General features: G+C 64.4%; 24 protein-coding genes. 20 read left to right on the top strand and 4 right to left on the bottom strand.

Annotated elements, in window-relative coordinates; genetic code table 11:
• Positions 1 to 98 precede the first annotated feature (98 nt).
• From HY726_20670 to HY726_20655, 4 genes are all read right to left on the bottom strand, one after another.
• A complete protein-coding gene (locus HY726_20670) occupies positions 99 to 566 on the bottom strand; it encodes a hypothetical protein (GenBank protein ID MBI4611412.1) in 468 nt (155 codons plus the stop codon).
• Between the two features lie 82 nt (positions 567 to 648).
• The gene (locus HY726_20665; GenBank protein ID MBI4611411.1) at positions 649 to 1878 is read right to left on the bottom strand and encodes an ABC transporter substrate-binding protein; all 1230 of its coding nucleotides are present in this window, start codon (positions 1876 to 1878) and stop codon (positions 649 to 651) included.
• Positions 1879 to 2002: 124 nt separating this feature from the next.
• The gene (locus HY726_20660) at positions 2003 to 3166 is read right to left on the bottom strand and encodes a site-specific integrase (GenBank protein MBI4611410.1); all 1164 of its coding nucleotides are present in this window, start codon (positions 3164 to 3166) and stop codon (positions 2003 to 2005) included.
• Complete coding sequence (locus HY726_20655) at positions 3126 to 3629, bottom strand: hypothetical protein (protein MBI4611409.1); 504 nt, start codon at positions 3627 to 3629, stop codon at positions 3126 to 3128. The genes HY726_20660 and HY726_20655 overlap by 41 nt, the downstream gene beginning before the upstream one ends.
• A 409-nt stretch (positions 3630 to 4038) precedes the next feature.
• On the opposite strand from HY726_20655, the gene HY726_20650 reads away from it, so the two are divergent.
• The 20 genes from HY726_20650 (at position 4039) to HY726_20555 (ending at position 24499) form a co-directional block, all read left to right on the top strand.
• Entirely contained in the window at positions 4039 to 4404 is a 366-nt protein-coding gene (locus HY726_20650) for a hypothetical protein (protein ID MBI4611408.1), read from the top strand.
• A gap of 15 nt (positions 4405 to 4419) precedes the next feature.
• Positions 4420 to 5553 carry a hypothetical protein gene (locus tag HY726_20645; protein MBI4611407.1) on the top strand — a complete coding sequence of 378 codons (1134 nt, stop codon included), beginning with the start codon at positions 4420 to 4422 and terminating at the stop codon, positions 5551 to 5553.
• Positions 5550 to 5759, top strand: a complete 210-nt coding sequence (locus HY726_20640) for a hypothetical protein (protein ID MBI4611406.1) — start codon at positions 5550 to 5552, stop codon at positions 5757 to 5759. Before HY726_20645 ends, HY726_20640 begins: the two co-directional genes overlap by 4 nt.
• Positions 5760 to 5779: 20 nt before the next feature.
• Positions 5780 to 6523 (top strand): ATP-binding protein, encoded by a 744-nt coding sequence (locus tag HY726_20635; protein MBI4611405.1) that lies wholly within the window; start codon positions 5780 to 5782, stop codon positions 6521 to 6523.
• Positions 6520 to 6711, top strand: a complete 192-nt coding sequence (locus HY726_20630; protein ID MBI4611404.1) for a hypothetical protein — start codon at positions 6520 to 6522, stop codon at positions 6709 to 6711. Before HY726_20635 ends, HY726_20630 begins: the two co-directional genes overlap by 4 nt.
• Complete coding sequence (locus HY726_20625; protein MBI4611403.1) at positions 6705 to 6923, top strand: hypothetical protein; 219 nt, start codon at positions 6705 to 6707, stop codon at positions 6921 to 6923. The genes HY726_20630 and HY726_20625 overlap by 7 nt, the downstream gene beginning before the upstream one ends.
• 18 nt (positions 6924 to 6941) lie before the next feature.
• Complete coding sequence (locus tag HY726_20620) at positions 6942 to 8186, top strand: hypothetical protein (protein MBI4611402.1); 1245 nt, start codon at positions 6942 to 6944, stop codon at positions 8184 to 8186.
• Complete coding sequence (locus HY726_20615) at positions 8183 to 9076, top strand: hypothetical protein (GenBank protein MBI4611401.1); 894 nt, start codon at positions 8183 to 8185, stop codon at positions 9074 to 9076. The genes HY726_20620 and HY726_20615 overlap by 4 nt, the downstream gene beginning before the upstream one ends.
• A complete protein-coding gene (locus HY726_20610) occupies positions 9073 to 10422 on the top strand; it encodes a hypothetical protein (GenBank protein ID MBI4611400.1) in 1350 nt (449 codons plus the stop codon). The genes HY726_20615 and HY726_20610 overlap by 4 nt, the downstream gene beginning before the upstream one ends.
• Positions 10423 to 10557: 135 nt before the next feature.
• Positions 10558 to 13824, top strand: a complete 3267-nt coding sequence (locus HY726_20605) for an N-6 DNA methylase (protein MBI4611399.1) — start codon at positions 10558 to 10560, stop codon at positions 13822 to 13824.
• Between the two features lie 5 nt (positions 13825 to 13829).
• A complete protein-coding gene (locus tag HY726_20600; protein ID MBI4611398.1) occupies positions 13830 to 14297 on the top strand; it encodes a gamma-glutamylcyclotransferase in 468 nt (155 codons plus the stop codon).
• Positions 14275 to 15438: a hypothetical protein gene (locus tag HY726_20595; protein ID MBI4611397.1), complete on the top strand. Its 1164-nt coding sequence runs from the start codon at positions 14275 to 14277 to the stop codon at positions 15436 to 15438. The genes HY726_20600 and HY726_20595 overlap by 23 nt, the downstream gene beginning before the upstream one ends.
• Complete coding sequence (locus HY726_20590) at positions 15438 to 17126, top strand: ATP-binding protein (GenBank protein ID MBI4611396.1); 1689 nt, start codon at positions 15438 to 15440, stop codon at positions 17124 to 17126. Before HY726_20595 ends, HY726_20590 begins: the two co-directional genes overlap by 1 nt.
• 1672 nt (positions 17127 to 18798) lie before the next feature.
• A complete protein-coding gene (locus tag HY726_20585; protein MBI4611395.1) occupies positions 18799 to 20382 on the top strand; it encodes a DUF262 domain-containing protein in 1584 nt (527 codons plus the stop codon).
• Positions 20383 to 21103: 721 nt separating this feature from the next.
• Positions 21104 to 22636, top strand: a complete 1533-nt coding sequence (locus tag HY726_20580) for a DNA-processing protein DprA (GenBank protein MBI4611394.1) — start codon at positions 21104 to 21106, stop codon at positions 22634 to 22636.
• Positions 22637 to 23023: 387 nt separating this feature from the next.
• The gene (locus HY726_20575) at positions 23024 to 23338 is read left to right on the top strand and encodes a hypothetical protein (protein ID MBI4611393.1); all 315 of its coding nucleotides are present in this window, start codon (positions 23024 to 23026) and stop codon (positions 23336 to 23338) included.
• Between the two features lie 45 nt (positions 23339 to 23383).
• Positions 23384 to 23563, top strand: coding sequence for a ribbon-helix-helix domain-containing protein (locus tag HY726_20570; GenBank protein ID MBI4611392.1), 180 nt, complete (start codon positions 23384 to 23386; stop codon positions 23561 to 23563).
• Complete coding sequence (gene ssb, locus HY726_20565) at positions 23560 to 23946, top strand: single-stranded DNA-binding protein (GenBank protein ID MBI4611391.1); 387 nt, start codon at positions 23560 to 23562, stop codon at positions 23944 to 23946. The genes HY726_20570 and ssb overlap by 4 nt, the downstream gene beginning before the upstream one ends.
• 2 nt (positions 23947 to 23948) lie before the next feature.
• Entirely contained in the window at positions 23949 to 24170 is a 222-nt protein-coding gene (locus HY726_20560) for a hypothetical protein (protein ID MBI4611390.1), read from the top strand.
• On the top strand, positions 24167 to 24499 hold the full coding sequence (locus HY726_20555; GenBank protein MBI4611389.1) for a hypothetical protein: 333 nt from the start codon (positions 24167 to 24169) through the stop codon (positions 24497 to 24499). Before HY726_20560 ends, HY726_20555 begins: the two co-directional genes overlap by 4 nt.
• Positions 24500 to 24566: the final 67 nt, after the last annotated feature.

Raw genomic sequence — 24566 nt, 5'->3', positions numbered from 1 at the left:
CCCCTCCGATCGTTAGAGCGTTTTTTCCAGCAGCCTTCTCGCGCACTCGTTGTTCCGTAACCCCGCGTCCCCACGTACTTCCGCTCAGACCCATTCGCTTAGAGCGTTTTTAGGGCTCGGATCTCGCGCACATCAAACTGCAGCGCCGCGATCTCCTGGATCTCGCGAGGCTCCCGCTTCAGCAATTCCTCCGGACGTGCCTCCCGCCCCTTCAATGCTCGCGTCAGAACTTCGACGGGATCGGGCCGCCGGCCACCGCTCTCGTGGAGGTGGCGGATGCGCCGAAGTTCTGCTGTGAGGTGGTCCCTGAGGGCCCTTCCGTCTATTTTGAGCTCGCTTGCGCTGGCGACGTTGAAATCCTTCACGATCACCCAGCTGGTCGAGAAGAACCAGTAGAAGAAACCCGCTAGCGTGGCCCAGATTATGAAGGCCACGGGGAGCGTCAGGAGATTGGTCGAATGCTTTATCAGCCAACCGAGGATTTGCGCCAGGCCCCAGAGGACTCTCGTGAGCGCGTAAGGAGCACCCCTTATCATCCTGAGCATGCCCGGGACGATGAGGCTCACGGCACGCGCCAGAAGTGTGGTCAAATGCGCTATCAGACCACTAAGAACTCGCAACAGGGCTCTCATGGCTCTCACGACCGCGTTAATCTGCGCACTCCTTGACACACTGCTCCTTGCAGGTGGGCTGGCACTCGTCGCAACAGGCGACAGCGAGAACTTCCAGGCCTACCCTCTTTCCCTGTTTGAACTCAGCCACGAACGCGCCGGTCGTGCCGAGGTGGTTCTTGTCCGTGTACGTGATGGGGCCGAGGATTCCTGAGTCCCACCTTCGAAATTTCTCTAAGGTGGTCACGACGCGGTCAGTCGTCAGCTCCTTGCCGGTGAGCCGGAGAGCCTCGGCAAAGACCTTCGCTGTCGCGTATCCCATGAGACTCTCGTATCCAGGTGCGGCACCGGGCGCGTACTTCTTCAGATGTTCGCGGTACGCAATGGCTCCTGGGCGGTTAGACCCGTCGGGAGATGGGACCCCGGTTACCATCACCAACTCCTTCAGCTTTTCGGTGAAGCGCCAGGGCACGGCTTCATCCGTAGCCAGCCAGACGGGTTCCAGTCGGCGACTGGTGAGCTCTGCGGCGAGCTGCTCGACGAGCGGAGCAACACCGAAGAGCACTACCGCTCCGGGCTTCATGGGCACCAAGCCCTGCACTGCCATCCTTACTGCTGTTGCTCGATCCTGTCGGAGATCGATCACGATACGGGCGGCGAGCTTTGCTCCCTGCGCAGCGGCTAGGTTCTCCACCGAATCGGCGCCCATCTTCGCGAGTGGAGTATCTGGCGCGAGGACCGCGATCCTGTTGGCAGCCATGCCACGTCGCCGTGTTAGGTGCTTGTAACCGGCCTGGGCTTCGTGCCTTAACGCGGGAAGGACGCGGAACGAAAAACGACCTCGCTCGGCCGGGATACCGTGACGATCAGATAAGGTGAGCGGACCGAAGTCCAGCATCTTACGCTCGTCGAGAATCTTCTCAGCGGTCGTCTGGGCAGCTCCCAGAGAATTCCCAACGAAGGCGAATACCTTCTCGACCTCGATCAGCCGATTGAGCTCGCCGATCGCCGTGTCTGGCGTGTCCTTGGCGTCTCCAGGCACTAGCCTGATCTTGCGTCCGTGGACGCCTCCTTCGTCGTTAAGCGCCCTAACGTACAGTTCTAGGCCGCGGTAGAAGGGGAGAAAGAATGCCGCACGGGGGCCTGAGAGTGGCCCAACAGTACCCAGGGTAATCTCCGTTGAACTGACGCCAGACTGGGCCGCGCTCCTGGCAGGCTGCAAAGAACCGACGACGACGGTTACGAGTATCACCAGTGCCCAGTTCATGGTGGCCTCCCGCGCCCGAACGCTCGGAATGGATCGGCCCTCATCTCTCCGTTGAAGACAAAGAATGGCGCACCCGACGGCCCGTAGCATCGACGAATTCGCTGCCGGTCGCCCGCGAGCGCCATCATAGGCCGCTCCGCGCAATCAGTTCCGCGACCGCCGAGCCGTCCCGTCGCGTGAGGTTCGGGATGAATTTGTGGTAATGGTGGATGACCATCTCCGTGGAGGTGTGGCCGAGGACCCTGGCGACCCAGCCGACGTCCTCGCCGCTCGCGAGCGCCAGGGTCGCGAAGGTGTGCCGGGTCTGATAGAGCGCCCGGCCCCGGAGCCCCGCCAGGCGGAGCGTGGGCTTCCAGACGCGCTCGCGGAGGTTGGTGATGTCCAGGTGGCCGCCCCGCTCGTTGGGGAAGACCCACTCGCTCCAGAGCTGGCTCTCGGCGCGCTGCTCGCGGAGGGCCCGCTCCACGACCGGAAGCATCGGGATCTCCCGGTAGGAGCCTTCGGTCTTCGGCCGACCGACACCACCCCGGCGCGTCACGCCGCGCCGCACGACGACCTGGGGCGGCTTCGCGGCCCAGTCGATCGCGTCCCACCGGAGGCCGATCTGCTCCGACGGGCGGAGCCCGGTAAAGAACGCGACCGTGAAATAGCGCTTCCAGGAGGCACCGGGCAGGTGGGCGAGAAAAAGCTTCACCTCCTCGAGCGACAGAGGATCAATGTCCGTCCTCTCCTCCTTGAGCTTGATGACCGCGCGGGCGGGGTTCTCCTCAAGCAGGCCCCGGCGCACCGCCGGATCGAGGCAGAGCCGCAGGACCTGGAGGACCATGTTGATCCGGCGATTCGAAAGGATCGGGCCCTTCGTGCCACGCTTCCGCTTGAGCGCCCCGACGAAGGCCTCCACATCGTCCACCCGGATCTCCGAGACAGAACGGGCCCCGAAGTAGGGGATGAGGTGCCCCTCGATGATCCGCTCGTAGTCGTACTGGGTTCCTCCTGCTAGCCAGGGCCGGCGGGTCTCGATCCACCTTCTGGCGTGGTCTGCGAACGTGGCGGCAGTGTCGGCAGGCGGGGAGGGTGGAGCGAAGACGTGACGCTTCGATCCGCCCGGGAAGTGCTTCTCGTAGTCGAACGTGCCGGCGGCGATCTCGCCGTCGACTTGGCGGAGGAGCTTCTTGAGCTCCGCGCGGTTGGCTGGGGTGTCGGGCTTGCCGGTCCACTCCCGGCAGCGCACGCCCCTCCAGCGAAAATCAAGGAACAGGCGCCCGCGCTCTGACCGGATCGATCCCATGCGGTAGGCCCTGTCCCGCGGCCTGCTCAAGCCACGCGCGCACGGCAGGCCACTTGAACATGATACGACCGCGGGGCTTCACGTAGTGCTCGCCAAGCTTGAACGTCCCGCGGCTCATGAGGTTCCTGATCGTGCCCTCGGCGTAGCCCATTCGGCTGGACAGCTCGCGGATTGAAAGATACTCCAACTCCGGGCTCTGGACAACCCGTCTCTGTCCTGCCCGGTCTGGCGTGGCGATGCCGGGCCTGGTGCCGGGCACGGAAGCCAGAGTCCCGCCCCGATCTTTCGGGATCGCGACCAGCTCCAGCATCCTCGACCACAGGATCGCCCTGAGATGCTCCAGCTCTGCCTTGAAGCGCTCCAGATCACCGAGGGCGCTCGGTATCTCTTCTGGCGGAAGCGCCTCGGCCCGCCGTGGGTCCTCAAGTAGCTGGTGCAGGCTCGGGGTAAGGGTAAGGGTCATGGCCTCGTTCTCACCGCTCATCAGCCCGGTGCCGGTCTGCGGGTGACCGGCAGTTTCCCTGTCGCGCCGGATTCCGGGGACAACCCTCCTGCCCCTTCGCTGCAAAACGACGGCCGACAACCGAATTACCCCGGGAGTGCATATGACACGGGAAGTTCTCCTCCCTGCCAGTCCCTCCAGGCCCGCCTGGAAACGACAACGAAACGACAACAAAAGCGCAACACAGTCCGTCCGGCCTGACCCGCTCCACGCGGGAGCGCCCGTCCTCTCGCGCTGATTTCTCCAAGCCCCAAGAGGCCTTCCTTTCCGGGTCTTCTTCGGATTGCTCAACTGGCCCGTGCCTTGCTCCTGCTCTCGACTTACGCGGATCTCATCGCGGCTGGCTGAGGGTGAAAGGAGGCGAGAGGGGATGAAGCTCATCTTCGGGACGCTCGCGGCGATGGTGGCGGAGCTCGTGGAGCGGAAGGTCGAAGCGGTGAGGATCGCGCCCTTGGTCCAGAGCGAGCGGGGCCGGGCCACAGGGGTTCCCTACCACACGAGCTGGATCGTGGTGACCGCGGAGCTGGGCGACCACGCCTGGGCCGAGTGCCGCCTCTGGGTGGGGCGGGGGATGGGCGAGATCGCCGACGGCGGGACGCGCCTACCCGAGGCGATCCGCGAGCGCGGGGAGAAGCTCCTGGCAGAGGTCAGGAGCCGGATCGAGGCCGAGGGGCTGAGGGTCCTGGACGGGATGGTCGCCCATGACGCCGAGGCGGTGGACGGCGGCCTGGAATAAGCGATCGCGCTCAAGATGCGGCCCTCGGGCGCGGACAACTACCTCAAGTGGCGCCGGAGCATTGACGAGCACCTGGAGCTCCGGCGCCTGAGCTGGGACGAGTACGGCATGTTCAACTGGCTCTGCACGAAGGCGAGCCCCCGCACCGGGACGGTCCGGACGAGCTGGCCCGTCCTGGCCGAGCAGACCGGGCTCTCCCGGAGCCACGTGGAGAAGCTCTGCCGGCGCCTCAAGCGGAAGCGCTACATCTGGTACCCGCTGCACCGCGGAAAGCGCGGAAGCCTGGTGGAGGTGGCGATCCACAAATTCCCGCTGGCGGGAAACACTTACACCGACCTCTCCGCCCGGTTCGGCGAAGTGCCGGCGCAGGTCCCGACGTTAGTCCCGACGCAACTCGGCGCCGAAAGCTCAGGGAATCCGAACACTTCAGGAGCCGGAAGAAAAAGAAAGAGAAGTACTACTTCACTTCGTGTCCGCGGGGCGGACCCGCACCGGGCGCCGGAGAGACTTCTCACAAAGGCCGAGGCGATCAGCCAGGCCCCCGCCGTGCTCAGGGAGACCCTGGAGCTCTTCTTCCTGAAGACCGGGCGCGACCGCCTGGCTCCCCAGGAGCTGGACGCGCTCAGGCTCCTCGAGACGGCGCACACGCCCGCAGTGATCCAGAAGGCGGTCACGACGGCCGTGGAGCGCTTCGGGCGGCGCGGCCAGGCGCCGGCCGAGGTCCCGCTCGGCTACATCTGGGAGAGCCTCAAGCAGTTCTCGACGCGGAAGACGCCGCACGCGGGACAGACGCGGCACGGACGGCTCGGGCCAGGCGCGACCGTGGCTTCAGTCCCGCCGCGCAAATACCCCCCGGGCCTGAGCCGGATGCGGCTCAGGGAAGAGACCAATGGAAGAGATCCGATCCCGGAAGGTGCGCACGACCCTCAAGCTCGAAGCGCGCGCGGCGAGGTTCCAGGCCCGTTACGACAAGGCGCTCGCACGCGTGGAGCCGGCCCGGCAGAAAGCCGAGGAGCTACGCCAGAAGGCGCGGGCCATCGAGCTGACGCTCACGGGGAGCCAGCTCGGCGAGCTGAGGCGGGTCAGGGGCGAGACCGTGTGACGCCGGCGCAGGGCACGACGCCGATGGCGGACGGAGGCGGGCGATGAGCGATCTCAGGTCCGAGAAGGTCCGGAAGGTCCTGAGCCTTGAAGGCCGGGCGGCCACGCATCTGGCTGCCTACGAGAGCGCGCTGGCCCGGATCGCGCCCTCGAAGCACAGGGCCGTGCAGCTCCTCCAAGAGGCGCGCGCCATCAAGGTGACGCTGGCGGCCTGGGAGCTGGCCGAGCTCCGGCGCGCGCGGAGCGGCGTCTGACCGATGCGTGCACCCTGCCGGTGCCGCACGAGCATGGCCCCCGCTGCGCCCGCTGCGGCCGGCCCCTGGAGCTCTTCACCCTCGATCTCCCATTCGGGCTCGGCCCGAGGAGCTGGCCCGGCGAGTGCGCCTGCGAGGCCGAGCGCCGGGAGGCCGAAGCCCGCGAGCACCGCCACCAGGAGCACGAGCGGAAGGTCCAGCGCCTCCTCCGCAGCTCCGGGATCGGCCTCCGTCACCGGGACGCGGGCTTCGACACCTTCGAGGTCACGCCCGTGACCCGTCCTGTCGTCGAGGTCTGCCGGGCGTTCGCCGAGGCCTTTCCCGAAGGCGGGAAGGGGCTCACGCTCGCGGGCCCGCCGGGGACCGGGAAGACCCATCTCGGCGTGGCGATCACACGGGCGTTGATCGAGCGAGGCTTTCGCGCGGTCATCGTTAACGTCCCCCACCTGTTCCTCACCTTCAGGAGCAGCTTTCACGGCGCCGCGCCCCAGCGCTTCGACGAGACGCTCGACCTGCTGACCACCTGCGACCACCTGGTCCTGGACGACCTGGGGCGCGAGCGGCAGACGGAGTGGGTGCAGGAGACCCTGTATCTGATCCTGAACGCCCGCTACGAGGAGCGCCGCGCCACCACGATCACGACCAACCTCGACCTGGACGCGCTCCGGCTGCGCCTGGGGGAGACGATCCTGGACCGCCTGGCCGAGACCAACCAGGCCTACTGGTGCCAGTGGCCGTCATACCGGAGGAGGAACGAGCCGTGAGCATCAGGCTTGAGGTGGACTTCCACCACGGCCTGGCCCAGCCCGCGGTGGAGCAGGCGCCGGACGGCGGCTTCCGGCTCTCCTTCACGCGAGGCGTGGAGCGCCTGGACGTGCGCCTCTCGCTGCCGAGCCTCGAGGCGCTCTATCTCGCCCTCATGCTCGCGCTCGCGCGGCTCACGCGATGCTGAAGAGCCACGACGACCGCGAGAAGCCGGCGAGGAACGACCAGGTCAGCCTCACGCTCAACGGCTGGGTGCGGCTTCTCGGGATGATCGGGATCCCCGGGGCTATTTCCCTCTACTTGGTCTGGTGGCTCACCCAGTGGCTCGGCGCGAAGCTCGACCGGATGATCCAGCTCCTCGAGCAGATCGCCCGCGCCGTCAACGTGCGGGGGCTCTGAGCGATGCCCGGCGCCAGCGTGTCATGTGCTGTCGCTTCCCGTAGAGCTACGACAGGGACGCTCAAGACTCCTGAGCAGGTTCCCCGTGGCTTTCCGCAATCCCGAAGCCCCGAGGTCCTCCTCCTCACGCTCACCAGAGACGGCCGTGTCGCAGATCCGACCGCGCTCGAGAAGATCGAGCAGGGCCTGCCTTCGGTCACGGACTGCTTTCTCTTCTGCCACGGCTGGCTGAACGACAGGGCCGAGGCAAGAGAGGGAGCCGCGCGCTTCTTCGGCGCCCTGGAGCGCTGGCTTCAGAAGCTCCGGGACCGCGTGGCCCCGCTCCGGCTCGCCCTTCACTGGCCCTCGAAGCCCTTCGCTGATCCCGAGCTGGCGCGCGGCGCGCTGGACGACGGACTCTGGCCCGAGCTGGAGCGGCTCCTCCTCGCCAGTCCCACCCGAACGGAAACACAGGCGCTCCGCCGGCTGCTCCGCGAGCTGATCGAGGCCGAGATTCCGCTGGCGCCCGAGGAGGAGGCCGAGCTGGACCGCCTCCTCCGCCTCCTCTCCGAGAGCCGCGGCGCGCTCTTCGTCACTCCGTTCCAGGCCCTGAGCTTCTGGGTGATGAAGCGGCGCGCCGGGCAGGTGGGCGAGCGCTTCGGCCGGGAACGCTGGGCTCCGCTCTGGGAGCGTCTTCGCTCCCGCCCGCGGCTTTACCTGATCGGCCACTCCTTCGGGGCGAAGCTCGTGAGCTCGATGGTGCTGGGCGGCGCGCGTCCCACGAGTCTCGTCCTCCTCCAGGCCGCGTTTTCCGCGTTCGCGTTCGCTCCCCAGGTTCCCGGGTACAACCGGCCCGGCTTCTATCACCGGGTGCTCGCGGAGCGGCACGTGGCAGGCCCCATCGTGGCCGTTCGCTCGGTGCACGACACGGCGCTCCGGGTGCTCTACCCCCTGGTCACCGGAAGCGGCCAGGTGGATCGGGGCGGCCGCGGCCTCAGAACCAGGACGACTGTGGCCAGGAGCGCCATGGGCGCGGTCGGAGCCCTCGGCGTGGGCGCCACCGAGGTCGAGCTCCGGCTCACCCAGCGAATCGGGATCCCTCTCCTCCCGGTGGTCAACGTGGACGGCTCGGCGGTGGTCAGGGCGAGCGAGCTTCTCGTGGGCGCTCACCTGGACATCTACCACCGCGAGGTGGCTGCCCTCGTGCTCCTGGCAGGCGGGCTTCTCCAGGGCCATCCCGAAGGCCTCCGCCCGCGGCCGGTCACGCCTGGAGTCAGCTCGTGACGCGCGCGCACGAGCGGGAAGCCTCAGGCCGGACGCGGCGGTGGTGGCTCGATGATCCCGCTGTCGCGCGGCTCGAATTCGGCCTGGCAGGGGAGACGGAGGAGTTCGAGCAGGCCTTCAGGCTCCTCCATGACCAGTACGTCCGGCGCGGCTTCATGGACCCGCACCCCTCCGGCTGGCGCCTGAGCCTCCACAACGCGCTCCCGTCCACCAAAGTGTTCCTGGCCAGAGCCGCCGGCCGCGTCGTTGGCACCGTGACGCTGATCCAGGATTCGCGGATCGGGCTCCCGATGGAGGACGTCTACCGGGAGGAGCTGGAGCCCTTGAAAGATCGCGGGCGGCGCCTGGCCGAGGCCTCGGCCCTCGCCCTCGACCCGGGCTACCGGGCCTCGGGCACGGCAATCCTGTTCCGGCTCTTCCGCATGCTGCTCCTGTACGCCGCGAAGATCGCTCGTCTCGATGATCTCTGCCTGGTCGCGACCCCGCACCACGCGACGGTCTACCGCCGGTGGGTCCCGTTCCGCGAGATCGGATCGCCCAGGCCCTACCGCCGGGTGAATGACGCCACGGTGATCGGCCTGCGCCTCGAGCTGGGGATCCTCCGCGCCCTGATCCGCGTCGTCCGGGCCGGGCTCTCTCCCGGGGAACTCTTCGACGTCCTCGTCGGCCCGGAGCCCTGTCGCCGGGTGTTCGCGCGCCTCCGGCGGGACCTCCCCCGCTCCAGCCTCACGCCTCTCCAGATCGCCCACTTCTTCGCCAGACACGGGCCGCCCGTGTTGGACTCGCCTGTTCAGGTCTCTCCGACTCCCGGCGGGGGGCCTTCGCGAAAGCCCCGACGACCCGCCAGCAGGCCGATGGGTGCTCCGGACCACGCGGGAGTGGCGACATGACTGATGAACGCACGCATCGGCGGCGGGAAGGCTCACGGCTCGTGGGCCTGGAGAAGGATTCCAAGCCTGGATCCGGCGAGGCGCTGAAGCCTGCTCGGTGGACAGTCCTGGCGTACATGGCGGGAGACAATGACCTCGAAAGCGCGGCCCTCGAGGACATCAACGAGATGGAGCGCGTGGGCTCGCGTCCTGGCTCAGTCGAGGTCCTGGTACAGGTGGACCGGGCCGCCGACTACGACGGCTCCGAGGGCGACTGGCGGAGCACAAGGCGGTACTACATCACCCGCGGGCCACATCCGAAGCGAATCACCTCGACCCTCCTGTCCGACCTCGGCGAGACCAACACCGGCGACCCGGAAGTGCTGGAGGAGTTCCTCCGCTTCGGCGTGAAGGCCTTCCCCGCCCGGGCCTGCGCGCTCATCCTCTGGAACCATGGCTCGGGCTTCTATGTGCCGCCCGAGCTGCTCTCCAGAGCAGGCGTGCCCTCTCGAAGGGAGCTTCTGGCCCGCGCGACGCCCAGGCTCCGCAGGAGCTTCTTCCACACCACGCGCGAGCGCCTGCTCCGGCTTGATCCCAGACGGCGCGGGATCGCCTACGACGACGGGTCCACCGATTGCTTGGACAACCGTGAGCTGAAGCGCGTCCTCCGGACCGCCCACCGGCTCCTCGGCAGGAAGGTGGACCTGGTCGGGATGGACGCCTGCCTCATGACCATGCTGGAGGTCGCCTACCAGATCCGAAACCATGCCTCCGTGCTCGTCGGCTCCGAGGAACTGGAGCCCGGTGACGGCTGGCCATACGACCTGATCCTCCAGGATCTCGTGGCCAGGCCGTTAATGACCGCCGACGATCTCGGGAAGGTCATCGTTCACCGTTACATCGAGTCCTACCGGAGCGCAGGCCTGGATGTCACCCAGTCGGCCATCGACCTCTCAAGGCTCGACGACCTCGTGGAGGCGGTGGACGCCCTGGCCCGAGCCCTCCTCAAGCGGCTCCCGAGCCCGGGCCTTGAGTCCGCGCTCTACACCGCCTGGCGCCGCACCGTCCGCTTCTTCGATAACTTCTACGTAGACCTCCACCACTTCGCCGTGAACCTGGCCACCGCCACCGACCAGCGCGAGATCAGGCAGGCCTGCCGCAACGTTCAGGCCATCATGGATGGCACGGGAACCCGAAGCCCGATCCTGGCCGAAGGCCACTTGGGCCCAAGGATGAAGCCGGTCAGAGGGCTCTCCCTCTACTTCCCGCCCTTCCGCGACCCCTCGGCCTTCTACCGGGAGCTGGACTTCGCCCGTCGCACCCAGTGGGCCGACTTCCTCGAGACGTACCTGGGAGAAAGAGGGTGACCATGCCCCAGACGCCTGCGAGCTAGTCGTCTCACCCCGGATCGGTAGGTAAAGGAGCCTGATCGCGCCCTTAGCACTTGACTTATCTGGCAAACCTTATATTGTTCCGCTCTAAGGACACCGCGAGGACGGTGAATGCAGCCAGATCCAACCACGCTGGACCAACTTGCCTCCCGCCTCGCCCCTAACTTCGCTCAACGCCTCCTGAGTATCGCCACCCCGGACCGAACTGAAGCTGATTTTCGCCGGGAAGTTGCCCGTCTGCTCGACTATGTGGTTAGTGATGCTCAGATTCCTCTCAACGTGCGAGAGGAATACCACGTGGCCCGGGGCCGGGTGGATGCGGTGTACAACCGGCTGGTGATCGAGTACGAGCGCCCGGGGAGCTTAAGCGAGAAGCTCGCGACCAAAGGCAATCAGCATGCTATTCAGCAGGTGAAGGACTACATCTTGGGAGTCGCTAAGCGGGAACGGCGGGAAGCGCACCGCTTGGCGGGCGTTGCCGTGGATGGGCGGTACTTCATCTTTATTCGGCGGGTGGGGGAAGGCTGGTCGGACCCGGAGCTTCTGCCCGTCACGCCGGGGTCTGCTGAGCGCTTCCTTCGGCTGCTCTTCGCACTGGCGACGGGCGCCGCACTCATCCCTGAGAACCTTATCAACGATTTTGGCCCGAAGAACATCGAAGCTCAACGGGCGGTCCGGACGATTTACCGGTCGCTCCACAGTGCGAGACACCCGCTGGTTGAAAAGCTCTTCGAGCAGTGGCGCCTCTTCTTCAGCGAGGCCACGGATTACAGAGAGTGGTCGGAGCGGTTGGAAGCCAAGGAGGAGTTCCGCGCCTTCGTCCGCGGCGTCGGGCTCGACCCCAAGTATACGGAGCCCGCGAAGGTCTTCTTTGCCCTCCATACGTACTACGCCCTCCTGATCAAGCTAATCGCGTCCTTGGCCGCCGCTCGCTACGCAGGTGGCAGTAAAGTCCCTTTCGCTCACATGGCCGCAGAGAACTCAGACGAGCTTCGGAGCAGCTTTGTGTCCCTTGAGCGCGGAGGACTCTTCCGAGAATATGGCATTCGGAACTTCCTCGAAGGCGACTTCTTTGGTTGGTATCTCTCGGCGTGGGATGACGATCTGTATCACGAGCTCCAGCGGATGGTCCGGCGGCTCTCCGAGTATGATCCGGGTTCTCTGGAACTTGCTCCGGAGTATGCTCGGGACCTGCTGAAGAAGCTCTATCACTACCTCCTGCCCCGCGAGATTCGACACGATCTCGGTGAGTACTACACACCGGACTGGCTGGCGGAGCGGCTGATTCGCCAGACTCTAGGCCACGATCTGGGAGATCCCACGAAGCGGATCCTCGACCCCGGCTGTGGCTCAGGGACATTCCTAGTCCTGGTGATTAACCACGTCAAGCGAGAAGCCCTTCGGCGAAAGATGGGTCCGACGGAAACGCTAGATGCCATCCGCCAAAACGTCATCGGCTTCGATCTAAACCCACTGGCAGTCATTGCGGCGCGCACCAACTATCTGCTCGCCCTGGGTGACCTACTCAAGGAGACCAAACGCCTGGCTCCTGAGGGGATTGACGTCCCGGTCTATCAATGTGACTCCGTGCTCACGCCAACCAGAGGGGAAGGGCTCTTTGAGCACGGCCTCTATAAGCTCAAGACTTCGGTGGGCGTCTTTGACATCCCTGAAACCTTTGCCACCAAGGAGCGGATGGAGACCTTAGCCAACATCGTTGATGAGTCAGTAGAAGCTCGGGTGGGCGAGGAGGCCTTCCTCGGGCGACTGGCCCAGGCTGCGGATGTTTATCAGGAGGAGTTCGAGGCTGCGAAGCCTGTGCTCACTGAGGTATATCGCCGCCTGGCAGACTTGGAGGCGCAGGGTCTCAACGGCGTGTGGGCCCGGATCATTAAGAACGGCTTCGCACCGTTATTCTTAGAGCCTGTTCACTACGTCATCGGAAATCCCCCCTGGGTCAACTGGGAGAACCTCCCCGACGAATACCGCCAGCGCTCCATTGCAATCTGGCAGCACTATGGCCTCTTTCCCCACGGTGGGATGGACACCATCCTGGGCAAGGGGAAGAAAGATATCTCCATGCTGATGGCGTACGTCTCGCTGGACAAGTACTTGGTGCGTAGGGGGAAGCTTGGCTTTGTCCTCTCTCAGAGCCTCTTCAAGACCTCGGGGGCCGGGCAGGGCTTCCGCCGATTTGTTCTGCCGGACAAGACGCCTGTTGGCCCTCTTGTGGTTGAGGACATGGTAGAACTGAAGCCGTTCGAGGGCGCCACGAACAGGACCAGCGTCGCTGTGCTCGGCAAAGGGTATCCCGTACGCTACCCGGTCTCGTACTCCTCCTGGGTTAAGAAGAAGGAGGGCCGCGGGAGCACCATCGGGTTCGATACCCCGTATGAGGAGGTTACGAAAGAGCTAGTCACCTTCAAGCGCTGGCACGCCGAGCCCGTCGACTCGAAGGACAAGACCTCTGCGTGGATCACTGCCAAGCCCAAGGCCCTCCGGGCTCTCCGGCGCATTCTCGGTCCGTCGGAATACCGCGCGTATGCCGGTTCATTCACTGGCGGCGCCAATGCCGTCTACTGGGTCGAGATTACTGGCACTCGCCCAGCTGGCTTGGCGATAGTCTCCAACCTCACCGAGGGAGCAAAACGTAAGGTCGAAAGCACCCAGGCGGCTATCGAAGCTGATCTCCTCTACCCCTTGATCCGAGGCCGGGATGTGAATCGGTGGAAGGCAGAACCGTCAGCCCATATCCTAATGACCCAAGACCCAAAGACTCGCATGGGCATCGCCGAAGCTGTAATGAAACGCAAGTATCCAAAAGCATATGCTTATCTCAAGCGCTTCGAGTCCGTGCTGCACGCAAGAAAGACCCAGGCAGTCCGGCACCTCATGGATCGTGGTCCCTTTTACTCGATATTTGCCGTAGGCGACTACACTTTCTCTCCCTATAAGGTCGTGTGGCGGGAGCAGGCGGCCGGCCTTACGGCAGCAGTCGTCGGTCCAGTGAAGAGACGGCCTGTGATCCCGGACCACAAACTCATGATGGTGCACGTAAATTCCAGGGAAGAGGCACACTATCTCTGTGCAGTGTTGAATTCAGCTCCGGCACGGTTGGTTGTAGCCGCCTATGCTGTTGAGATCTCCATGGACACGCACATCCTGGAAAACATCCGCATCCCAAAGCTCTCAGACAAGGACCGCACCCACTTGAAGCTATGGGAACTGTCCGAGGCCGCGCACAAGGCCGCCGCTACCTGCGACTCAGCCGGGGTCCAAGAAATCGAGGACCAAGTGGATCGAGTGGCCGCCAAACTCTGGGACCTGACTGCCGAGGAGTTGGCTGAAATTCGATCCTCCCTTCAGGATTTGGGCTAACGGATATGTGGTACTTCGCTTACGGATCCAACATGTGCGCTGAGCGGCTGATTCAGAGGGTGGGAAAGCCCAAGAAGGTTGCGACGGGACAGCTCCACGGCTTCAGGCTGGTGTTCAACAAACTCGGAGATGACTGCACTGACAAGGGGAACGTGGTGTCTTGCGAAGGAGAAGCTGTGTTGGGTGTGCTGTATGATCTGACACGAAAGCAGTTGGCGGATCTGGATAGATATGAGGGTTACCCCTCCCACTATGAGCGCAAGAAAATGCCGATTGAGGTTGGGGACGCCGAGGGAAAGATGGTCGAGGCATGGGTATACCTCGCACGACCTTCGAAGATCAGGGAAGGTCTTAAGCCGACGGCGAAATATGTGGAGTTCTACATTCGGGGCGCGAAAGAGCACGGCTTACCTGAAGCTTTTGTAAAGTGGCTCATGACTGTCGAAACGACTGCGGGAGAGAAGGGTGCCTAACCCTTTTCTTGGTCTCCGCCCCGCCTTGGAGGTTATTGCCCAGGAGGCAGAGATTCTGCCGGCGACCGGGCAGGCCTTAGAAGACCTGATGCGGCCGGATCAGGAAGAAGTGTACGACCGCATCAGGACCGGAACGGATGACAAGATCCTTGACGTGCTGATCGAGGCTCCGAGCCGTGCCACCTATGTTCCCGTCCCACCGCTCTACCGACCGGAGAAACACATCTACCGCTATTTCCTCGATGGCTCAGCCCGGACGTATTTTATCGGGACAGCTATTGAAGGGGACCGCCAGACTCCAGTCCACGTCGCGCAGATCGGGGCAGTTGCGGTCTTCCGCGAGGACGACGGTCAGGTTCACGTGGCGAAGTCGGCGCATAAGCTGCTCCTTCTGATGGACCGTGATGCGGTTTCCTTTGGACCTAAGGTCCAGGAGACCGTCAAACGGGCTGGGGACCGCTTTGACTTTGTGAATCTTAAGGAAGAGGACGCGTACACCCAAGGCACTGGGGTAAAAGAACCTCGGTCCAAGGCTGCCCATAAAGCCAACTGGCGGATGCGGATGCTCGAATGGGATATTGCCCGCGAGCTTTCAAGGTTGGAGGATCACTGGCTGGTCCTCGATGGCGGCCTCGGCAGCGAGTTCCGGGAGTGGCGGGACGGCCGGCAGTTTCTCGGGGTGGCCAAGTCCTTTAGCCGGGAGCCCCAGTTCAGTGTCAAGGGGGAACGCGGAAGACGGGAGAAGTTCAACCTTTATCAGCTTCTGGCCAGGCTTGACGACGCGCATCGGACGGCGGGCTTTAGCGTGCTGTCGGGCACTGTCGCGGTTTGGTATGTTCGCATTCGCCCCCAGAAACACCTAGACTATCCCTTGATGGGCGTGGTGAAGGTGCAGTATCCGAACCCCTCTGGAGAGCCGGTGCCGTCGGAGGTGATCGACGAGCTGTCGCGAGCCCTTGTCGGTGAGCGGTCGGAAACGCCACACGGAAGGGACGTCCGCTGGCACGCTCATCTCTACGGGATCTTTCTCGCCGAGCAAGCCGTGAAAAATGGTTTCCTATCCCCGGAGGCGCTGAAAGCGGGGCTCCGCTGGCCTGAGAAGGCCAAGCTCTATGCCCCGGCCGGAAGGAGTGTCGTCTGATGGCTGAAGAGAAGAAACCCCAAGTCATCGGCCGGGCTTCGGCCACTGAGCGCGAGCCCAGCTCTTCGGAGAAGTTCTACTTCTGGCTCGCCCCGGGCCAGGTGGTGAACCCGTTCGACATCATCGCCGTCGAACAGATGGAAGGCAGCCGGACCTTTGGCCTGGTGACCAACATCCGGCAGATCACGGATGCCCCGTCTCATCTCTCAAACTACATCTCCAACGACTTCGGGAATGTGGAGGAGATAGCTAACACACCACGCCAGGGGGCCAACATCGCGGAGGTCGGGGTCCTTGCCAATGATCGGGATATCTACATGCCGGTTCAGAGCGAGGCGCCTATTGCCTTCGCGGATGAGGCAGGCATCCATGTTTCGCTCGGAATCGACAAGATGCCGGAGGAGGATAGAATCCCGGCGGGCCTTATCACCATGTCAAATGGTACCCGGGCCCGTGTCTATCTGGATGCCCGGTATGTCTTGGGCCCCGAAGGGGCACACGTGACGATCTCGGGGATCTCCGGGCTGGCCACCAAGACCTCCTACGCCATGTTTCTCATCCAGTCCATCCTCCAGACAGTGGGGGAGGCTGACATCGCGGTCATCATCCTGAACGTGAAGCAGAACGATCTCCTGGTCATTGACAAACCCGCCCGGGGGTTCACGCCGGAGGATCACGAGCTTTGGGAGGCGCTCGGGGTCAAGCCGCAGCCATTCCGCAATGTCCGGTACCTCCTTCCATGCGGGAAGGACACCCAGACCACCGGCCTTCCCAACTGCTTCGGGGAGCCCCCTGACCAGTTTCAGATGTATGCCTACTCCCTGGAAGACGTGATCGGACGACGTGACGCTCCGGGCCCGGGCCTGAGCCTCCTCATCCGAGTCCCGGACCCATGGGATACCCTCGGGGCTCTCATCGGGGAGGTGCAGCAGGGAATCCTGAACCAGGAGCCCTCCTGGAAAGACGTAAGTACCTGGGATCAGCTCCTCAACGGCCCTCCGCTTATGGACAAGGGTATCCCGCAAAAATTCCGTGAAGTGGCAGCATCGTCCGTCGGACGGTTCGTTCGAGTCCTAAGGCGCGTGGTGAGGAACCGCCAGTCAGGGGTTTTCGTGCCACAGCGGAACCCGCGACGTGCTGTGAATCTCGGTGATGATATCCGGAAAATCAAAGGCGGTCAGACCTATGTGGTGGACATCGCTAAGCTGACCGATGAGGAACGCGCTTTGGTGTTCGGGCACATCATCCAGGAAGTGTACGGGATGTACGCTGAGGCGACGCTCGACGAGCAGGCCGAGCTTCCTCGGCGGGTGCTTCTCTTCGTGGACGAGCTGAACAAGTACGCTCCAGCAGGCCGGGGGCAAGGGGACTCATCGATTCTCGAGTTTGTATTGGACATTGCGGCCAGAGGCCGATCCTTAGGCGTGGTGCTTCTCTCGGCCGAGCAGTTCATGAGCGAGGTCCACCCCCAGGTCATCGGTAACTGCTCCAGCCGGGTGATCGGCCGAAGCGATTCTACGGAACTCTCGGAGTCTGCCTACCGGTTCATCCCCCAGGACCTCAAAGCCCATCTGACGCGTCTCGACAAAGGTGAGCTGTTGCTCGCGCATCCTATCTATCGCCAACCCGTGAAGATCAAGTTCCCGCGTCCCGCCTATCAGGCCATCGGACACGAACGGCGGGGGTGAGGAGTGGCCGGACTTCCGAGGGGGTACGTAGATAAAACGGACTGGGCCTGGACGGCTAAACCTCTCCCGCTCCTTCACGCTCCGGTCCATCGCTGGTTTGTGTTCCCCCATAGCTATTCCCACAGCCTTGTCGAAAAGCTGGTCAAAGCATGGAACCTTGGCCCTGATGACCGTATCTTCGACCCGTTCGTAGGCGCGGGGACGACGCTTGTGGTTGCCAAAGACCACGGAATACCAGCCATAGGATTGGATGTTTTTCCGCTTTCGGTACTGGTAAGCAAGGTCAAGATTGCCAACTATAATCCCGATGAACTCGAAGCCGCTTGGCAGGATGTTCGTGCGCGAATCCCGAAGCGACCCACTTCGGTTCCTCCCCATGAGTTCCCACTCGTGAGGCGCGCTTTTACCCCCACGGCGTGGAGCTGGTTAGTCGCCGTCCGTGAAGGTATCCTCTCAGCGTCTCGACGGAATCATCGAGAGTTTCTTCAGGTGGCGTATCTGCGGGCAATGCGGGAAGTCTGTCGAGCACAGTCAGACGGAGGTTGGCTCCGGTGGACCCAGAGGCGACCATCCGGTAAGGACCTGCTTGAGCGAATGGATCGGATCGTCTCGCTGATGATCTCTGACGTGCGCGCGAGGTCTGCCCCAGGAAGGTCTTCCGGGAGGTGGGAAGTAGTCCAGGGTGATGCTAGGTTTCCGCCCACCAACCTAGGAAAAGTGTCGGCGGTTGTGTGTTCGCCGCCTTATCCTAATCGCCATGACTACTCGCGCGTCTTTGCACCTGAACTTCTCTTGGCTTTCTGCGATGGCGAGGGTTTGAAGCAGCTCCGATACGAGTCGTTTCGTTCGCATGTCGAGGCCAAGGCTCCGAGTTCTCCGATGAATGGCTACGTTCCGCCTCCCCAATTGGGGATGACTCTCAGACAGCTTCGCAAGGCTCCAGTCACAGACCGCCGTGTCCCGCCGATGATTGAGGGGTACTTTCAAGATTGCTTTTTGATGCTTCAGGCTCTGAAGCCTTACCTCCGAAAAGGCTCTCGGCTTGCTTTCGTGGTTGGCAATGTTCGCCACGCAGGCGTCATGGTCGAAGTGGACGAGCACCTGGCTCAGATTGGTGAGGGATTAGGCTATACCCGTGAAGATTCCTGGGTGATTCGCCATCGAGGGAACAGCGCGCAGCAGATGGGATACTTTGGGCGTGCGCCAGCCCGGGAGAGTGTTGTTATCCTTAGGTGGCAGTCGTCGTGAGACAGGATCGTAGGTTCAGCAGTGAGCAAGCGTGCTTCAATCCCTTGAGGTGAAAATAGGTCGGTAGGATGCAGAAAGACCGTAGAACAGCAAAGCCGAAGAGCGTGTCAATGCGGCGGCGCCGAGAGAAGCCTCGCCTGATTAACGTGGATGCGGATCCTGTCAATCGTGATTGGCTTCGGATTGTCGCGGCAGAGCGTGGGCTCCGCGTGCCACCGGAGTTGATGTGGCGTCTCATGAGGTACTGCCAGGAGTCGGGGCTGAATTTGAATAATGCTGTGGTGGAAGCGCTGGAGGCTTACCTGGCGGGCAAGGGCCGTTCCACGAGCGAAGGGCAGTAGATTGAGCCGAGTGAGGGGCTGGGCAAGAGCTTTGGGCCGACAATCACGCCGAGGCTCCTTGGTTGTTAGGAGGAGGCGCAAACATGATCGGGCACCCGCTGAAGGTCAGGGAACTACTCGATGAGATCGAACGGGGGCAGGTGCTCCTGCCTGAAATCCAGCGCGCTTACGTCTGGAAGGGACCCCAGGTTACCAAGCTCGTAGACTCGCTCTACCGTGAGTACCCGGCCGGCCAGATCTTGCTCTGGGACACTGTCGAGTTGCCGATCACGAAACACCTTGAAGGTGTCGAGGCTCCCCGCCTTCCGAGCCCCGGTCAGCCGAAGATTGTTCTCGACGGCCAGCAGCGAGTTACTTCTCTCTATAAGGCTTTGGTGAAAGGCCAGGACGGCATCGAGGTGTATTTCAACCTCGACGCAGAACAGTTCCAGCTGTACCACCGCCGACTGAAGGCTGACCCGCTCTGGGTTCCGCTTCGGGCTGTCTTCAACAACGAACAGCCTGACCTTGAGATCCTTCGAGGGATCGAAGCGGCCGGTGGGCCAGGATTGAACGACCCACGCAGTCAGATCTATCTTGACCGCCTGCAAAAGCTCAAGCGGGTCGGGGAGTATAAGTTCCCCATTGAGATCTTTCGGAGCGACGACTACGAGGAAGTAACTGAGCTTTTTATACGGGTGAATTCTGCAGGGACGCGACTCAGAGCCGCTGAGCTAGTCCTGGCTCAGCTTGCATTGCGGCTTCCTGGGGCTATCGTTGAAAAGTTCGAAAACGCGCTGGATGAATACGAGGGACTCGGCTTTTCTCTTGATGCGCGCTTCCTAATGCGTGCCTTCATTGCCATCGGCACGCGTCAGAGCCGATTCCGATATCTTACGGAGTTTTGGAAGAAAAGCCAGGACGAACTCAGGGGCATATGGGAGAGGACCGAAAGAGCGGTTGACAGCGCTGTCAATTTCGTGCGGCAGAACGCCCGGTTTGAGTCTTCCGAATGGCTCCCATCGTTGAATGCCCTCATCCCGATTGCGGCGTATTTTGACCGGCAACGGAAGATTGTCAAAGACGTAGAGACGGGCTTACTGCGGTGGTTCTACCTAGCGTCACTCCGCGGGCGATACAGTGTAAGCCTCGAAACGGGTTTGGACGAGGACTTGAAGGCCTTCGGTGCGGCGGACCCCATTGCGGAGCTTGTAAAAAATCTTGGGCCGTTGGGCTCCCTTGAGGTGAGCGCCGACGAGTTTGATGACGCGGGCTGGAGAAATCCGCTTTTCCCGATGACGTACGCGGTTGCTCGGAAGCGAAGAGCCAAGGACTGGTTCCGAGGGATTGCGCTGGGGACCGACGTTGTGGGAGAGGAGCAGCAGATCCACATACATCATATTTTCCCCAAGGCTTTGTTGAAAGAAGCGGGTGTTCGGAGAAAAGACCGCGACGAAATTGCGAACCTGGCGTTCCTAGCTGCTCGTCCGAACCGCCAGATTTCGAAGCGGCCGCCTGATGAATACCTTGCGGAGATCGCCGATCAGCATCCTGACCGCCTTGAGGCCCAGTGTATTCCCAAGGACCGCTCGCTCTGGAAACTTGATCGCTTCCAAGATTTTCTCGTGACCCGACGTGAGCTGATGGCCGCAGCCGTCAATGATTTGATCAGAAATCCGGCGCTGTGAGCCCGGGGTGAAGCACGCGGTTGGTGGCGGGGCCGGCGCCGTGCAGGGGAACAGCGCACGGCTTGGCCCCGTCAGAGCGCGGGCGTGAGCGACGCGGAGACTGTGAGCCCGGAGTGATGCGACGGTCTCGGGCGGGGCCGGCGCCTTGCAGGAGAGACGGCGCACGGCTTGGCCCCGGTCGAGCGCCAGCCTGAGCGACGCGGCCCGGGCGGTAGTGCATGTGGTGGCGGCCGAGGCAACCGGCCGCGGTCGATCCGTGAGGTAACGCCAAGCGGCCCGCGATCGCTCCGCGAGTTGAGGCGGAAGGTTCGCCCGGCCGCAGCTCGTCCGAGTGTACCGCCCCTTTCGCCCCCGTCAACCCCTCCGGCTCTCGCGCCGGTGAGCATAAACGGCCTCCGCCCCTGTGGGCGAAGCCCACCTGGGTCCCCTCCACTTATCCCTCACCGGCGCGCGGCCTCCGGGGTCCTCCACTTCGTTTCGGCCCTTCGGGTGACTGGGGCGAAACCGCTCCGGGCGGCCCTGGCTGGTCCATCTGCCGCTGTTGCCTCCCCATCGCTCACTCGATTCACCTGACGCCCTCCGCCTCCGATCGCGCGCGAGCTTCCTGATCGCTGAGGAGAGGGCCGCCCTCCGCTGGGGCGGTCCCTCGGCCTCGCCTGCGGGCCGGCGCTCGCAGGCGCCGCGTCAATTCCGGCGCGGCTGGTGTTCAGGAGGTGCTGCCATGGCAGCGGATCGGTTCGTCGCGGTGGTCGGGGCTCGGGCGCTTCCGGAGGCCTGGGCGTCCCAGGTGGCTGAGGTGGTTCGGTTCTTCCTAGGCCGGGGCTGGGGGATCGGGTCAGGCGGCGCCAGGGGCGCGGATGAGTACGCCCTTCGCGCTGTGCTGGCCGCGGGGCGGAAGGCGTGCGCGCGCTCGGTGGTCTTCCTGCCCGGCTCCTTGGCTGAGGCGCCGAGCGGGCTCGTTCGCGTGTTCGTCCGGCGCGGCGGGCGGGTGGTGGAGGGCTCCGGCTCCGGGCGCGCGGCGCTTCTTTCCCGCTCGCGTCGGCTGGCGCGGGAGTCGGCTGGCGTGGTCGCCTTCCTCTGGGGCCCCTCGCGCGGGTCGGTCTTCACGGCGCGGGAGGCCGCGCGGGCGGGGAAGCCAGTGGCCGTGGTCCTCGCCGGCGGCGGGGCGGAGCCGCCTCGTTTCTCCGGCGGCCGGTGGGAGGCGTGCACTCTCGGTCCGGTCACGGCGTTCCGCTGGGTGGCGGAGGCCTCGGAGAGCGGGGAGCCCGGGCTCACGGCGCTCGGCCGGATCTTCGTCGTCCCCGAGGGCGAGCCGGTGCATGAGCTGCTCTCGCACATCTCCGGCTTGAGCCAGGGCGAGCGGCTCTGGTTCGAGCAGGGCGTCCTGGTCGGGGACACGGTGCTGGTGCCTCACGAGCGTCTGGACGACGGCAAGCCCGTCCGCCTCGGGGTAGAGCGTCTCATGCGCCGCCTCCGCTGCTCGGCCCGCGAGGCCTACGAGCTGGGCGAGCTGCTCCTGGCCCTCGAGGCCGGGCCCGAGGTCATCGCCCACTACGAGGCCGAGGCCCGAGCTCGTGGGCTCCAGGCTGTCCTCCAGGAACTCTACTGGCTGGTGGTGGACCTGGCGCGGGTGGAGGAGGCCTCCGAGGCCGATGCCCTCGCCCACGCCGAGCGGCTCAACGGTCGCGCCGAGTGGGTGACGACTGAGGGCGTCCTCCCGCTCGATGCCGGGGCCGCTGAAGACGAGCCCGCGTTGACCCCGGATGCCTGGCACCGGCTGGGCTCGATCCACCCCGAGGGGATCCGGTGCCCCGGCTGCGGGCTGGAGTACGAGGCGGATGACGAGGCGGCTGAGCTTCCGTCCTGCCCGCGCTGCGGCGTCGCCGACACCTGGGAGGCTCACCAGGATCAAGCATTCCGTGCGCTGATTGCCGAGATCGAAGGCTGCGCGTCGCTAGCTGAGCTGGCTGCGCTGGGCAAGCGGCTCTACGCGCTCCGGCTCTCCCACGACCAGGCCGGCGTCGCGTGGAGCCACTACCAGATCCAGAAGGCGAAGCTTGAGGTGGCGCTCACACCGGGGTTCCTGGCCAATGCCCTTCTCCGCGACGTCATCCACGCTGACACGCGGGTGCTCCCTCGCCTGGGCGCGTGGCTCTACCGCCGCCAGCGCGTCAAGGGCTCCGCGCTCTCATCGCCCGAGTGGCGGCGCATCTGGCAGGCCTACCAGGCGCGGCGACTCGCCCGGCCCGCCTGAGGGCCTGGCGGCTTCGCCGCCATCCCGCCCGCCCAGTCCCAGTCAGCGGTAGCGCGTCGCTCGGCGGCGCGTCATGCGCCGTGCGAAAAGGCGAGCACGTCGCCTGCCGCGATTAAGCGGGTTGAGCGCGAGCTGATGCCGTAGCGTCACGGCGGGCCCGGCGCCGTGCAAGGAACGAGCGCACGGCTTGGCCCCGGTCTCACGCGAGCTTCGTCTGAGCGTTCTGGTGGCCCTGCGGGCCACGCCCCCACCCGCCCACCCGTTGGTCCTGGCGCTTCCCGCGTGTTCCGCGCGTTGGCGCGGGCTCATCGCGGCTCCGCGCGTTCCCTGAATCTGATCGCCTCTGGCCCTGGGGCACACCCCACGCACCGAAAGGAGGTGACGCCCATGGGGTCGCAGAGCGATCTGTTCGAGGCCGCGCACCAGCTCGCACGGCGGTACGTGTTTGGCGGCCTCGGCTTCTGGGACGCCATCCAGGAGGCCGCGCGGCTTGATCCCCGGTCGGGGATCGAGGCGTTCAAGTCCTCGGCGATCTACCAGCTGGAGAAGGCGGTGACCATGCTCCAGGCCGAAAACGGCGAGCTCAAGACAGAGATCAAGGAGCTCGAGCGGAAGCTCGACCCCTTCGCCGCCGAGGAGGAGGCCTTCGAGCACGAGATGGAGAGCCGCCTGGCCCGCGAGCGCGAGGCCTCCCGCATCTGATCCGGTCTGCCCCTGGGTGACCCGACGCGAAAGGAGGTGAGCGCCATGTACAAGTGGGTCATCCCGCCGGAGATGCTCAGCCGGCTCTGGCACGTCAAGCAGCGAACCGGCGTCCCGATCGCCCGGCAGATCCGGGAGGCGGTCCAGGCCTACCTCGGCCAGGCCGAGGCGCGAGCCGCCGAACCCGAACCGTCCTGTTCATCAAGGAAGGAGAAACCGTCATGACCAGCATCAACCACGTTGTCTTGATGGGAAACCTAACCCGCGATCCCGAGCTGCGCTACACGCCCTCGGGGACCGCGGTCTGCCAGGTGGGCCTGGGCCTGAACCGCCGCTATCGCGACCAGGCAGGCGAGCTCCAGCAGGAGACGAGCTTCGTCGAGGTCGTGGTGTGGGGGAAGCAGGCCGAGGCCGTCGCCGCTCACATGACCAAAGGCCGCGCCGTCTTCGTCGAGGGGCGGCTCAGGCAGGAGTCCTGGGAGACCGAGGCCGGCGAGAAGCGCTCGCGCCTCACGGTCGTCGCCCAGCGGGTGACCTTCCTGCCGAGGAACGGTGCGCCCCAGGCCGAAGGCGAGCCCGCGCCGGACTGGGTCACGGAGGAGGCGTAGCCATGGAGCGCTCACTTGCGGATCTCGTCGTCTTCGAGGTGATCCCGGTCGTCCGCGCTGCCCTCAAGGAGGCGGCCGAGCTGACGCTTGCGCTCGACCGGCTCGCCGAGCGGGTGGATCACCTGTCGGCTGAACTTGCGGAGGGGGAGCTGAGGGAGCTTCGGAAGCTCGTCGTCAACGCCCTCCGCGCGCTTGAAACCGCTCAGATTGGAGGTGGGTCATGAACCGGACGCTACTGGAGAAACCCTTCGAGCCCGCCCAGATCAGGCAGCGCCAGGGGCGCAACGGCTGGCTCGACTACGTGGAGGGCCACGCCGTGATCCAGCGCCTGAACGAGGCGTTCGAGGGGGCGTGGTCCTTCGAGGTAGTCTCCCACGAGGTGCGCCAGGACGAGGTGCTCGTGCTGGGGAAGCTCACCGCCGAGGGCGTGAGCAAGATGCAGTTTGGCGCCTCTCAGGTCACGCGCGAGAAGGCCTCGGGGTTACCCGTGTCGCTCGGCGACGATCTCAAGGCCGCGGCCACCGACGCCGTGCGCCGTGTAGCCGGTGGATGAATCCCTATCCCAGATAGGACAGGTTGAGAGGACATGTCGGCTGTGAAGGCCGGCCAGACCTGTAGGT

It is taken from the genome of Candidatus Rokuibacteriota bacterium (assembly GCA_016209385.1).
Lineage (GTDB): Bacteria > Methylomirabilota > Methylomirabilia > Rokubacteriales > CSP1-6 > JACQWB01.
Note: the sequence above shows the minus strand (reverse complement) of the source record. Positions and strands in the feature narration are given on the sequence as shown.